This window comes from Dorea acetigenes (assembly GCF_025567385.1).
Lineage (GTDB): Bacteria > Bacillota > Clostridia > Lachnospirales > Lachnospiraceae > Claveliimonas > Claveliimonas acetigenes.
The window spans coordinates 93729-108023 of the sequence record NZ_JAOQJU010000009.1; the positions used below are offsets into that span (position 1 = coordinate 93729).

Here is a 14295-nt window from a genome sequence, read left to right on the forward strand (position 1 = left end):
GAAGTATATGAAATCATTGGTAATTGCAGAAAAACCCTCTGTGGCAAGGGATATTGCCCGGGTGCTGAAATGCGGGAAAAATATTTCCGGCGCGATTGAGGGAAATCAGTATATTGTGACCTGGGGGCTTGGACATCTGGTAACTCTTGCCGATCCGGAAGATTACGATAAGAAATACAAAGAATGGAAGATGGAAGACCTTCCCATGATGCCGAAAGAATTTAAATATGAAGTGATTAAGCAGACGGCGAAGCAGTATCAGTCGGTAAAAAGCCAGATCCACCGAAAGGACGTAGGAGACATTGTAATCGCAACAGACGCGGGAAGAGAAGGGGAGCTGGTAGCACGGCTGATTCTTGAAAAAGCGGGAAATAAAAAGCCTATTAGACGGCTGTGGATTTCTTCGGTGACGGATAAGGCAATCCGTGAAGGGTTCAGCCATTTGAAAAACGGGCACGAATATGACCCTCTTTATGATGCGGCTCTTTGCAGAGCCGAAGCAGACTGGCTGGTAGGAATTAATGCGACGAGAGCGCTGACCTGTAAGTATAACGCCCAGCTTTCCTGCGGGCGTGTACAGACGCCTACCCTTGCTATGGTGGCGAAGCGGGAGGAACAGATTCGTTCTTTTGTACCGAAGAGTTATTATGGATTGCAGGCTGTGGGAACAGGGGTGACATTTACATGGCAGGATTCCCGTTCCAAAAGCTGCCGTTCTTTTGATAAGGAAAAAATACAGTCTCTTTTCCGGGAATTAAAGGGGAAAGATGCCGTCGTCGAACAGGTGAAGACGACGCCGAAAAAGAGCGGTGCACCCCTTCTGTATGATCTGACAGAGCTGCAAAGGGATGCCCACAAGAAATTCGGCTATTCTCCCAAAGAAACGCTGAACATTATGCAACGTCTCTACGAGAACCATAAAGTGCTGACTTATCCGAGAACAGATTCCAGATATATAAGCACAGATATCCTTCCCACCATTAAGGACCGTCTGGAAGCAATTGCAGTAGGACCCTACCGCAGACTGGCGGGGAAGGTGATGCGAAAGCCCGTTTCAGAGAAAGCGGCTTTCGTAAATAACCAGAAAGTTTCCGACCATCATGCGATCATTCCCACAGAGCAATTTGTGGAGCTTTCGCACATGGCAAATGAGGAAAGAAAGATATATGATCTGGTGGTGAAAAGATTTCTTGCAGTTTTGTATCCGCCATTTGAATATGAGCAGACACAGATAACGGCCATGATTGGCAATGAAACTTTTGCAGCTCAGGGAAGAGTTGTAAAGAGCCCGGGCTGGCGGGAGGTATACGAACAGGAAGATGTGGAGGAAGAAGAGCAGGAGGAATTAAAAAGCCAGATGCTCCCAAAGTTAAAAAAGGGAGATAAGCTTACGGTACTTCGCATGACGGTAACCGAGGGAAAGACCAAGCCTCCGGCTCCGTTTAATGAAGGTACACTGCTTTCAGCCATGGAGAATCCGGTTGCCTATATGGAAAGTAACGATAAGAAGAAGGCAAAAACGCTGGGAGAGACAGGCGGACTGGGAACCGTTGCAACCAGGGCGGATATTATGGAAAAGCTATTTTCCAGTTTTCTGTTAGAAAAGAAAGGACAGGAAATCCATCTGACAGCGAAGGCAAGACAGCTTCTGAACCTTGTGCCGGAAGACTTAAAAAAGCCAGAGCTTACGGCAGACTGGGAGATGCAGTTATCCCAAATTGCAAAAGCACAGAAAAAGCGGGGAACATTTATGAAAGAAATCACCGCTTACACAGAGGAGCTGATTGAAGAAATCAAAGCGGGAGAAGGCACCTTCCGTCACGAGAACCTCACTAATACAAAATGTCCGGTGTGCGGCAAGCGGATGCTAAAGGTACAAGGCAAGAAAGCAGAGATGCTGGTGTGCCAGGACAGAGAATGCGGACACCGAGAGACTCTTGCCAGAGTGTCCAATGCCAGATGTCCGGTCTGCCATAAAAAGATGATGCTCCGCGGAAAGGGAGAAGGACAGACCTTTGTCTGCTCCTGCGGACATAAAGAAAAGTTATCCGCATTCCAGGAAAGAAGAAAGAAGGAAGGCGCCGGAGTCAGCAAGCGGGATGTCCAGAAATATCTGAATAAACAAAAAGACGAACCAGTGAATTTGGCATTTGCAGAAGCATTTGCAAAGATAAAACTGGAGGAGTAACAGTAAGTCAATCAAAAAGAACTGTAAATTCATGACGTATATCGCATGGGTTTACAGTTTTTTTGTCTATTTTTGTCGAAGAGTATCTTACTCTAATACTTTATTTACAAATCATCGCTCTCTATTATAACGATATTCTTTTTATAATTCAACAAGAAATACAATTTTTGCGCTTATTCTCTACAAAATGGCATGGTTTGAGAAATTCTTTTATCAAATTTGCTATATTTTTTCATCCGTTTTCCAATTCCAAGTAAAAAGAGAAGTGATTAAGAGAAATTTTTATCGTAGAGTAAGATACTCTACGAAAGAGAGGGGTTACTATCTGGTACATTTTTCACTTTCCCAATATAAAAGAACAAGAGATTTTACGAATCTGCGACAGGCATTCTGATAAACAAATTCTTCAGGATGCTTTTGTGCTGACTTACGAGAGAATGCGAAAGTACGAGGGCGCCTGGCATTTGGAAAGATGGAATCTGTTCCCCGAGTGTGTGGTTTTTGAGTGCCGGGGAGAAGAGGCGCTCACGCAGGCACTGCAGATACTGCATAGGGAACTGCCCCTGGCAGAAACAGGTGAAAAAGAGATCTTTTCGGTTGGAGAAGATGAGGAAAGGATTCTAAGAGAAATCTTCGGGAGTGAAAAGAACCTGCCTATGTCAAAAGGAGTAATCCGAGGCGGAAGAGTTCAGATAACAGAAGGACCGCTTCGGGGCAGAGAGCAGATGATCCGCAAGGTGGATCGGCATAAACGACTTGCATTTTTGAAAATGGAAAATGCTGGAAACGAAATATGCCTGAAAGCAGGGCTGGAAATCACAGAAAAGACGGCTTAGAGAGAGTCAGGGAAAATGGGAGTGACAAAGGCAATGGAAGAGAACTGGTATATTTTATTTGTTCAGTCAGAAAGACAGAGCCGTATTTGTGACATCCTGTGTGAAGAAGGAGTAAATGCATTCCTTCCCATGATGGAGTATTACCGTCGGGATATGAAAGGAATAACCCGAAAACCGATGTTCCCGGGGTATATATTTGTCCGGACGGAGCTTGTGCAGAAAGAATTTGATAACTTGGTAGAAGCGCTGCGGGGAAGATGCTGGGGATTCATCAAACAGTTAAAGGACGCAGGTGCGGCAGCTATGCGTGCAGAGGAAATAGAATTTTTCCGCTTCTTATTGGATGAATCGGGATTGGCAAGAATGTCTTATGGTTATTTGCGCAAGCAGGAAAATGGCAGGGATAAGGCAGTGATTACAGAAGGTCCGCTGCAGTATTTTGAAGACCGCATCGTAAAAGTAGACCGTCACAACCGATGCGCATGGATGGATTTTGCATTTATGGGACGGAAGGTGCAGGCGGGATTGACGATAGAGAATGCTCCTGGGAAACCGGTTTGCCCGAAAGAAGCGGTCTGTGGAGAAGGCGGCTCTGTGGTGTTGGCAGATGGGTTTGAGTTGAATATAGAAGAATTGAAAAGCAAGATGAATCAACTGTAGTCGGTTTACCACACAGGGGAAGCATTTGAACATAGCGGAGCCGGGGAACCACACCTGGGAGGTGCGGGTGGCGAAGCTATGTCATTTGGTAAAAATTCAAAAGCTGAAAGAGTGATTATATGAAATCAATTTTGATAATTGGTGCCGGCGGTCATGGGCAAGTAGTTGCAGAAATTGCAGAAGATTGTGGATATTTAAAAATTGATTATCTTGATGATAACAGTGATTTGGCTATCGGCAAGATTAACGAAATGGATAAATTTAGAAGTGAATATGAAGAGGCGTTTGTTGGGATAGGTAACAATGAGTATCGTGGACAACTTCTTGAAAAACTTCTTCGCTTTGGATATAAGGTTCCCTTACTCATACATCCATCGGCGTATGTCAGCAAGACCGCCAATATGGGGATGGGTACGATTGTCGAACCGGGAGCAATTATTAATGCGCATTCTGTTATTGGTGAGGGAACAATTATTGGTTCAGGCGCTGTAGTTGATCATAATGCAGTAATTGGTCAGTGTAGCCATATTAATTCGGGAGCAATCGTAAAAGCCGGTGTTCGGATTGAAAGTTATCGAAAACTTGAAGCTGGAGAAATCGGTTCGGGTTACGAATCTGCAATTATAAATAAAAACGGAGAGTAAGAATATGTCTATCGATAAAGGAAAAATTGGAAAATTGATAGGAATTACAGTTGCGGTTATGAGTGCGGCATGCGTAAGCTTATTGCTTATTGCAAAGAATAAGAAAGCAAATTATGTATATGAGGACGAACCAGAAGAAAAAAATCCATTAGAAGGTAAAAAAGTTGTCTTTATAGAAGATGAAAATGATGCAGTAAATGCAGATGGAGTGAAAGGTCATCTGGAAGTTGTAGGTGAGGAAAAATATAACCCTGGTTTTTATGATAAGTACATAAAGCGGGGATTGGATATTTTCTTGTCTTTTGGAGGGTTGGTAGTATTAAGCCCAATTATGGGGACTATTGCATTGGCAATTAAAATGGAAGATCCGGGACCTGTTTTATTTACACAGAAAAGGATAGGTCAAAATAAAAAATATTTTAAGCTTCATAAGTTTAGAAGCATGCGTCTTGATACACCCCATGATGTCCCGACGCATCAGTTAGAAAGACCAGATCAGTACATAACAAAAGTTGGGAAATTTATTCGTGCGCATAGCCTGGATGAATTACCTCAGATTTGGGATATCTTTATAGGAAATATGTCTGTGATAGGACCGCGCCCGGCTCTCTGGAACCAGGATGTGCTGACTGCTGAAAGGGATAAATATGGCGCAAATGATGTAAAGCCGGGACTTACCGGCTGGGCGCAGATCAATGGGCGGGATGAACTGGAAATTGCGGATAAAGCAAGGCTGGACGGGGAGTATGTAGAGAAGCTGAGCCTCGTTATGGATGTCAAATGCTTCCTGGGAAGCTTGCATGTTTTTCGGAGCGATGACAGTGTGGTTGAAGGCGGAACGGGAGAGATAAAAAAGGTTGGACGCCATTATACAGAGAGTAAAAGTGACGCAGAGCTTATCGGTAAGATTGGCTTTGGCGAGACGGTTTCCGTTGATCGGGATGCTCACAAAAAGGTTTTAATTACCGGAGCAGGCTCCTATATCGGAGAATCTTTTAAAGCCTATGCTGAAAAAAACTATAGCGGGAATTTCTCAGTCGATTCTGTTGACATGATTGACGGCTCCTGGAGAGAAAGGGATTTCTCCGCGTACGATATTGTTTACCATGTTGCAGGCATCGCCCATGCCGATGTGGGCAATGTATCGGATGAAACAAAAGAAAAGTATTATGCGGTAAATACCGATCTGGCGGTAGAGGTTTGTCAGAAAGCGAAAGCGGAGGGCGTAAAAGAGTTTCTATTTATGTCCTCTATGATTGTCTATGGAGAATCCGCGCCCTTTGGGGTTAAAAAGATCGTAGACGAACACACGGTTCCGAATCCGGCGAATTTTTATGGAGACAGCAAGTTGCAGGCAGATGCGGGAGTAAGAGAACTGGCGGATGATAATTTCAAAGTAATTGTCCTTCGGCCACCGATGATTTATGGAAAAGGAAGTAAAGGAAATTATCCTACATTGGCTAAATTTGCGAAGAAACTTCCTATATTTCCGAAGGTAAAGAATGAACGGTCTATGCTGTACATAGAGAATCTGTGCGAATTTCTCTGCCAGACCATGCTCGTGGACGTGGAGGAAAACGCGGTTGTACTGCTTCCACAGAATGGCGAGTGGACGAAAACCAGCGAAATGGTGGAGGAGATTGCGGAAGTATCGGGCAAGAAGATCTGGGAAATAGGAGTTTTGAATCCGGCAGTATCCGTTGCCAGCAGGATACCGGGAAAGATCGGAGGGCTGGTAAATAAGGCGTTTGGGAATATGGCTTATGCGCATGAGATGAGTGAATATCTTGGAATGGATTATCAGGTGGTTGGACTGCGAGAGAGCATCATGCGTACAGAAGGTACGGTGAACGAACCGAATAACCGGCCTAAAGCTCTTATGCTGGCTTCCGTTGCTTCTATGATAGATCTTTTCAATACGGATAATATTAATATCCTTTTGAAACTTGATTATGATGTGGATGTTGCAACAAATTTTGAATTCGGCTCTATTACCAGTCAGGTGAGGGTAAATGAATATAAGAAAGAATTGATTGATAAAGGAATTGGCGTGTATCATATTCCCATTCCAAGAAGCCTTTCTATGGTGAAAGAAATAATTGATTCCTATAATATGGTGAAGAAGTTAGTTGATGAAAAATGTTACCAGGTTGTTCATTGTCATTCACCTATTGGTGGTGTTATCTGTCGTATGGCTTGTAAAGATTCCAGGAAGAAATATGGTACAAAAGTAATTTATACAGCACATGGATTTCATTTTTTTGAAGGAGCAAGCAAGAAAGCATGGGCAGTTTTTTATCCGGTTGAAAAATTTTGCTCGCACTATACAGATGTGCTTATTACAATTAATCGCGAAGATTATAGGAATGCTCAGAAGTTCCATGCTAAAAAAGTCCAATATGTACCTGGTATTGGTATACATACAGATGAATTTAGAAGTGTGGAAATAAATCGTAGCAGTAAGCGGTCGGAATTTGGATTTGATGATGATGATTTTGTTTTTATGAGTACAGGACAGATTTCTGTTCGTAAGAATCATGAAGTTGTCATACGAGCACTTGCGAAGATTGAAAAAGCAAATGTAAAATATCTAATCGTAGGATTTGGCGAACTCGAGCATCAGTTAAAGAAGTTGGTTGTAGAACTTGGGCTGAACAGTCGAGTCGTTTTTGCAGGTTACCGTGACGATGTCAAAGAATTGCTTCATACGGTAGATGCATATGCCTTTCCGAGTTTGCAGGAAGGTTTACCGGCTTCTTTAATGGAAGCTATGTCAGTAGGACTTCCGGTAATTTGTAGTCGAATCAGAGGTAATGTTGACCTTATTGAGAATGGTAAGGGCGGCTTTATCTATGACTGCCATGATGTTAATGGATTTGCTGAAGGTATGAATAAAATTATCGGGGGTGCTGGAAGAAACATGGGCGCAACTAATATTGAGACTATGAAAAAGTTTGATATTAGTGCAGTTAATGAAATTATGGAGCGGATTTATAAAAATGCAATCGTATAATCCTTTGGTAAGTATTATTGTTCCCGTATATCATGTTGAAAAGTATTTTTCACAATGTGTAAATAGCTTACTTAATCAAACATATAGAAATATAGAAATAATATTGGTTGATGATGGAGGAGATGATACATGTCCTTCTTTGTGTGATTCATATGCGGCGCAAGATGATAGAGTGAAAAGTATTCACAAGAAAAATGAGGGACAGTCCTTTGCACGGAGAACGGGGTTTGAAGCATCTCAAGGTGAATATATTATGTATGTTGATTCGGATGACTGGATTGATGCTGAAACTATTGAATATTGTGTAAACAACATTGATGGGGCAGAAGTTGTTTGTTTTGGATACAAACGTATTTATAATAGTCGAGTTTTTATGACACCGTTATTTGCAAGTGATAGAGATTTATCCGGTCAATATATTCAACGGCGTATGGTGGGGTTAGTTGGAAATGAGCTATCACATGTAGAGGAAGCAGATCGGCTAGTTACAATGTGGGGAAAACTCTATAGCAGAAAGATTGCATCAAAAGGAGTATGGATTAGCGAACGAGAAGTTTGCACATCTGAAGATGCATTGTATAATCTTTTTGCTTTTTCAGAATGTGATGTTGTTAGATATGTAAATAAATGTTTCTACAATTACAGAAAAACAGATAACGGTACGACAACAAGAAAATATCGACCTAGAATGTTTGAACAGTGGAAGTTATTATTTCATTATTTAGATAATTACATAAAAGAATGCGATGAGGACTTTCATATCGCATTAGAAAATCGAATTGCTCTTTCTCCAGTTTCGCTAGGACTTAATGAGATTTGTAATCCAGAAGGTTTTTTTGCTGGTGTAAGAAAAATGAAAAAGATTCTTCAAGATGATGAAATAGTGCATGCATATCAGAAACTTGAGTTTCAATATTTTCCAATAAAATGGAAAGTGTTCTTTTATATGTGTAAGTTAAAGACTGCATTACCACTTATGTTCATGATAATTATGATTAATAAAATGAGAGCTTTGTTTTCAGAATAAGGTGTATATAAATTATGAGAAGTCCAAAAGTATCAATAATTATGGGAATATTCAATTGCGAAAGGTATTTGGGGGATGCAATCGAGTCAATATTATCCCAGACTTTTAGTGATTGGGAATTCATCATGTGCGATGATGGATCGAGCGATCGAACTTTACAGATTGCCGAGAAATATAAATTGAAATATCCGAAAAAGTTTGTAATTTTAAAAAATGAAAAGAATATGGGATTGAACTATACTCTTAACAAATGTTTGGCAGTTGCAAACGGTGAATATATTGCTCGAATGGATGGCGATGACATATGTGCTCCTACTCGTTTAGAAAAAGAAGTGATATTTTTAGAAAATCATCCGGAATTTGCATTAGTCAGCACAGAAATGGTTATGTTTGATGAGCTGGGCGATTGGGGAATAAAGAAGGTTATTGAAAGACCTTCAAAAAATGATTTTTGTCGACATACACCCTTTTTTTGTCATGCAGCTGTAATGATTAGAAAGAGAGTGTTTCAAGAAGTGGAAGGATATACTGTTGACCCTAAATTACTTCGTGTTGAGGATTGCCATTTGTGGTTCAAAATTTATGGAAGAGGTTATGTTGGCGCAAATATTTCAGAACCCTTATATAAGATGCGTGATGATAGAAATGCAACTAATAGAAGAACATTTAAAGCCCGAATGAATGGTATATATGTTATGTGGATAGGGTTTCATTTGCTTCAGATGCCTTGGTATAAATATTGGTATGTTCTTCGTGGGGCAGTACTTGAGTTAGTAAAGTGTATAATTCCGTTATCAGTTTATGAATTTTTACATAAAAGAAAGTTTGATCGGAGTGTATCAAATGAATAGTAGTTTATCGTGGTGGCATGTAATCATATTCTTTATTGTTGTATTTGGTGGGATGGAGTTAGCAAAGAAATCTTATTCAAAAAAAATGGCGGGAATTATATGTTTTGTGCTTATCTGCGTTGCAGGCTTAAGACATGGATATGTAGATACTCGTAGTTATAGGGCTGGGTTCGAGGCATTGATTCCTTCCGAAATACTTAATTGGGAAAATATAGTTCATTCAGATTCGTATTCAGTTGGGTTTTCTGTATTATCTGCATTTGTGAAAAGCTTTACGACCAATAGTCAAGCCTTTCTGTGGATATTGTCATTTATAACTGTTGGTTTGCTTTTTTGGGGGTTCGTTAAAAACGTATATTGGAAAGATATAGATTTAGCAATTTTTTTGTTTATTACAACGGGATGTTATCTTGAAACAATGAATGGTGTACGCCAGTATTTGGCGATTGCTATTATGTTCTATTTTTTACCCAATTATATCAAAGAGAAGAAATTAGTTAATTATTTAGTTGTAGTATTACTAGTTGCAACAATACATCCAACGGCATTACTGTTTATTCCAATTTATTTTGTGGCTATGCGGAAGCCATGGGGGAAGGCTACTGCCGGTATTGTTATTGTATGCATCTTATTATATGTGTTTTTTAATTCTGGTGTAGGTTCTTTCATTGCAGATATTTTGGAAGAAACGACATATGGAAGTGGCGAATATACAGATATGCTATTAAACTCTACTACTAGTGTTAATTTCTTGAGAGTTTTGGTTGCAGCAGTTCCGGTGGGATTGTCTTTATTTGTTCATAAAGTTGATGAGGATGATGAAGATACGTATATAATAGCATTTAATATGTCAATGTTTAACTTAATGACATGGATATTCGCAACTCGCATGGTATATTTCTATCGGCTCGCAATGTATTTTACTCCATATATGATTATATTGCTGTGTTACGAGTTTAATTACATTGATGAACGATATCGAAAACTATTTAAGTTATTAGCGATTATATGTTTTTTGCTATTTAATATATATAACTTGAGGGTGATGGGAGATCAATTTTTTGTTGGATATTTAAGGTATTAAATGGTGAGGTAAAATGAAGACAATTTTATTTGTAATACCGAGTTTTGGTGGCGGCGGGGCTGAAAGAGTCCTTGTAAACTTGGTGAACAATTTGGATAAAACAAAATATAAGGTTTTTGTTCAGACGTTATTTGATGTTGGAGTAAATAAACGGTACCTTGATTCAGAGATTGAATATATTCCAGGCTTAAAAAAACAATTTCCTGGAAATGTTTTTTTTATGAAACTGTTTACGCCAAAAGCCTTGTATCATCTATTAGTTAGGGAAAAATATGATATTATTGTATCTTATCTTGAAGGTCCTGCTGCTCGAATTATTTCAGGTTGTCCTTATGAAGATACAAAGCTCATAAGCTGGATACATGTCGAACAGCACACAAAAAAAGTAGCTTCTTATAGTTTTCGCTCTGAAAGGGAAGCTGAAACTTGCTACAATCGATTCGATCGGACAATATGTGTAGCAGATTCTGTACTACAAGATTTTACATCGTTATTTCATATTGTTAAACCTTGTATGGTTCTATATAACACTAATGAAGATGATAGGATACGGGAGTTGGGAGAAGAACCTGTAGAGGATATTACATATTCAAATGAAATAAATGTCTGTTCTGTAGGGCGACTTCGTAGTGAAAAAGGGTATGACAGACTAATAACTGTACATAAACAATTACTTGATGCAGGGATAAAACATCATATGTATATTCTTGGAACAGGCGCTCAAGAGTCGAAACTTAAAGCAAAGGTTGCGGAATTGTCGGTTTCGGATTCCTTCCATTTTCTTGGATTTAGAGACAATCCGTATAAATATGTATCGAAAGCTGATTTATTTGTATGTTCGTCTCGCCGCGAAGGTTTTAGTACTGCAGTTACGGAAGCATTAATTTTGGGTGTACCGGTTGTTAGTACCTGCTGCAGCGGAGCGTATGAGTTGCTTGGAAAGAACAACGAATATGGAATAGTAACTGAAAACTCTGAACAAGGAATATATGATGGCATGTATCAAATGCTAAGTACCGAAGGATTGTTATGTCATTATAAAAACAAGGCAAAGGAAAGAGGAAAATACTTTTCAAAAGAAAATACAGTTCGAGCTGTAGAAGAAATGTTTGATAGGTTATAGGGAGGAAAAAATGTTTAATTTTATATATTCATCGTCAAATATGTATGCTCCATACTGTCTTACTTCTATGAGTTCATTGCTGAAGAATAACCCGGATCTCCGGGAATGCTGTTTTTATATTTTGTCGAATGATATTTCTGCTGCAATGAGGGACAAGATGGAATTATTATGTAGAAAATTTAATGTAAAACTTCAAATTATTGACTGCAACCCTGTTATTAGGTCAATTTTTGAGGGGGGAAAACTTAATTTCAATCCAGCATCCTTTTTACGGATTTTCATACCACAGATTTTACCAGAGATTGATAAAGCGTTATTTATAGATTCTGATACATATGTTTGTAGTGGAATTCAGGAACTGTATGAGACGGATATATCTAATTACTATTGTGCAATGAGTTACAATATGCCAATCTATAAGGAAATGTTGCAGGAAGCAGAGCTGAGCAGGTCAGCAGGTTACTTTAATGCAGGTATTATGTTACTGAATCTTAAGGCGTGGAGGGAAGATAAAATTCAGCAAAGAATACTGCAGTATTATTACGATCATGGAGGAAATTTTCCGACAGACGATCAGAGTGTCATTAATGCCATCGTAGCGGAGAGTACATTGGTGTTGCCCTATAGGTTTAATGCAATGATAGGCACTTTCTATTGGAGTTATAAAAAGTTCTGCAACATAAACTCGGAGATTGGGAAGAAAACAAAAGAGGAATTTATGGAAGCAAAAAACCAACCGGTAATTATTCATTTTAACGGACCGGGTGTGAGACCATGGGAGAAGCTATGCGGACATCCGTATTCTAGAATCTACTTAAATGAACTAATGAGTGTCAATCCAGATTATAAAATGATTATGCCCAATGGAAGTATGATAAGGTGCATTGGGCAATATTGTAAGCATAAAGTGATTGACAAAATTGAATGCTTTATTAATCGATAAAGGAGGTTGATGAAATGAAGGTTGTTATTTTAGCAGGGGGGTTTGGAACAAGAATATCTGAAGAGTCTGCACATAAGCCAAAGCCTATGATTGAAATTGGTGGTATGCCAATCTTGTGGCACATTATGAAAAACTATTCTAACTATGGTTTTAATGATTTTGTGATTTGTGCTGGTTATAAACAGCATGTAATAAAAGAATGGTTTGCTGACTATTTCCTTCATACATCAGACATTACTTTTGATTTTACGAACGGTAACGAGGTAATAGTTCATAACAAACATGCTGAGCCTTGGAAAGTCACGGTTGTTGATACCGGTTTAAATACCCAGACCGGTGGACGTGTAAAACGGATTAGAGATTACACCTGTGATGAGCCGTTTATGTTGACTTATGGAGATGCGGTTGGGAATATAAACATTCCTGAACTGTTGGAATTTCATAAGGAGCATGGAAAAATCGGAACGATGTCCATGTACAACTTTGGACAGAACAAAGGCGTTGTTGAAGTTGGTTCAGATGGAATGATTGCCGCTTTCCGTGAAAAATCTGATTTGGATGGCGATCTGATCAATATCGGCTTTATGGTATTTGAACCAGCACTGTTTGATTATATTGAGGGAGATTCCACAGTGTTTGAAAAAGGTCCACTGATTGCGTTGGTTCAAGAACAGGAACTGGTTGGATATGTACATAAAGGTTATTGGCAGTGTATGGATACACTCAGAGAAAAACAGCAACTTGAAAAACTCTGGGAGTCTGGCAATGCACCTTGGAAAGTGTGGAATGAATGATGAATTTTAACTTGAGTTTTTATAAAGAGAAAAGAGTCTTTGTAACAGGTCATACCGGATTTAAAGGATCTTGGCTATGTAAGATGCTTGCTAATGTTGGCGCAATTGTTACAGGATATTCTTTGAATCCTCCTACATCACCATCGTTGTTTGAAATTGCGGCAATAGAGCAGGATATTCATTCGGTCATTGGGGATATCCGAGATTATTCTTCCTTGAAAGCAGCTTTTGATGGAGCAGAGCCTGAGATTGTACTGCATCTGGCTGCACAGCCCATTGTAAGAGATAGCTACAAAGCGCCGGCCTATACGTACGAAACAAATGTCATGGGTACGGTGAATATTTTGGAATGTGTACGTAACAGTACTTGTGTAAAATCTTTTCTGAATGTTACAACAGACAAGGTTTATTTAAATAAAGAATGGGGGTGGGGATATAGAGAAAACGAAGAGTTGGATGGATATGACCCTTACTCCAATTCTAAATCCTGCTCTGAGTTGGTAACGCACAGCTATAAGAATAGCTTTTTTTCCGATGGACGAGTTGCAATTTCCACTGCACGTGCCGGTAATGTTATCGGCGGTGGTGATTTTGCAAACGACCGCATTATCCCAGACTGCATTTGCGCTGCCATTAAGCATGAGGATATCGTTGTCCGTAATCCGTTCTCCACTCGTCCTTATCAACATGTACTGGAGCCTCTGTACGCATATCTGATGATTGCGGCTATGCAGTATGAGGACGGTAAGTATGCTGGTTATTATAATGTTGGTCCTGATGATGTTGATTGCTTTCAGACTGGTGCGTTGGTCGATTTGTTTGTGAAGCACTGGGGCGATGATATACAGTGGATTAATCACTATGATGGTGGCCCGCATGAGGCAAATTTTTTGAAGCTGGACTGCTCAAAACTGAAAACTACATTTGGCTGGAAACCCCATTGGAATTTAGATAAGGCAATCGCAATGGTTGTTGAGTGGAGTAAGTGCTGGGTAGATAATGGGGATATTCGGGTATGCATGGATAATGAGATTCGAGAGTTGGTAGTGTAAAGTAGTCTATGAAAAAATGGAGCTGAAAAAATGGCTCCATCGGAACCTTGAAAATTGCAGATATATTAGCTTTTGGCGGT

Annotated in this window: 12 protein-coding genes; all 12 read left to right on the forward strand. The window is 39.6% G+C overall.

What is annotated here, in order from left to right; all coding sequences use genetic code 11:
• Positions 1 to 7: 7 nt before the first annotated feature.
• The 12 genes from OCV99_RS09365 (at position 8) to rfbG (ending at position 14215) form a co-directional block, all read left to right on the forward strand.
• A complete protein-coding gene (locus OCV99_RS09365; RefSeq protein ID WP_158370068.1) occupies positions 8 to 2188 on the forward strand; it encodes a DNA topoisomerase III in 2181 nt (726 codons plus the stop codon).
• Between the two features lie 419 nt (positions 2189 to 2607).
• Positions 2608 to 3024, forward strand: coding sequence for a hypothetical protein (locus OCV99_RS09370; RefSeq protein ID WP_158370030.1), 417 nt, complete (start codon positions 2608 to 2610; stop codon positions 3022 to 3024).
• Between the two features lie 15 nt (positions 3025 to 3039).
• Entirely contained in the window at positions 3040 to 3684 is a 645-nt protein-coding gene (locus tag OCV99_RS09375; protein WP_158370032.1) for a transcription termination/antitermination NusG family protein, read from the forward strand.
• Positions 3685 to 3803: 119 nt separating this feature from the next.
• Positions 3804 to 4328 (forward strand): PglD-related sugar-binding protein, encoded by a 525-nt coding sequence (locus OCV99_RS09380; RefSeq protein WP_158370034.1) that lies wholly within the window; start codon positions 3804 to 3806, stop codon positions 4326 to 4328.
• A 4-nt stretch (positions 4329 to 4332) separates the two neighbouring features.
• Entirely contained in the window at positions 4333 to 7341 is a 3009-nt protein-coding gene (locus OCV99_RS09385; protein WP_158370036.1) for a sugar transferase, read from the forward strand.
• Positions 7328 to 8368 carry a glycosyltransferase family 2 protein gene (locus OCV99_RS09390; protein WP_262575283.1) on the forward strand — a complete coding sequence of 347 codons (1041 nt, stop codon included), beginning with the start codon at positions 7328 to 7330 and terminating at the stop codon, positions 8366 to 8368. The genes OCV99_RS09385 and OCV99_RS09390 overlap by 14 nt, the downstream gene beginning before the upstream one ends.
• Positions 8369 to 8382: 14 nt before the next feature.
• Positions 8383 to 9219: a glycosyltransferase gene (locus tag OCV99_RS09395; RefSeq protein WP_158370040.1), complete on the forward strand. Its 837-nt coding sequence runs from the start codon at positions 8383 to 8385 to the stop codon at positions 9217 to 9219.
• Positions 9212 to 10303: an EpsG family protein gene (locus tag OCV99_RS09400; protein WP_262575284.1), complete on the forward strand. Its 1092-nt coding sequence runs from the start codon at positions 9212 to 9214 to the stop codon at positions 10301 to 10303. The genes OCV99_RS09395 and OCV99_RS09400 overlap by 8 nt, the downstream gene beginning before the upstream one ends.
• A gap of 13 nt (positions 10304 to 10316) precedes the next feature.
• Entirely contained in the window at positions 10317 to 11426 is a 1110-nt protein-coding gene (locus OCV99_RS09405) for a glycosyltransferase (RefSeq protein ID WP_158370043.1), read from the forward strand.
• Positions 11427 to 11436: 10 nt separating this feature from the next.
• Positions 11437 to 12369, forward strand: a complete 933-nt coding sequence (locus tag OCV99_RS09410) for a glycosyltransferase family 8 protein (RefSeq protein ID WP_158370045.1) — start codon at positions 11437 to 11439, stop codon at positions 12367 to 12369.
• Positions 12370 to 12383: 14 nt separating this feature from the next.
• Entirely contained in the window at positions 12384 to 13163 is a 780-nt protein-coding gene (rfbF, locus tag OCV99_RS09415) for a glucose-1-phosphate cytidylyltransferase (protein WP_158370047.1), read from the forward strand.
• Positions 13163 to 14215 carry a CDP-glucose 4,6-dehydratase gene (gene rfbG, locus OCV99_RS09420; protein ID WP_158370070.1) on the forward strand — a complete coding sequence of 351 codons (1053 nt, stop codon included), beginning with the start codon at positions 13163 to 13165 and terminating at the stop codon, positions 14213 to 14215. The genes rfbF and rfbG overlap by 1 nt, the downstream gene beginning before the upstream one ends.
• Positions 14216 to 14295 lie beyond the last annotated feature (80 nt).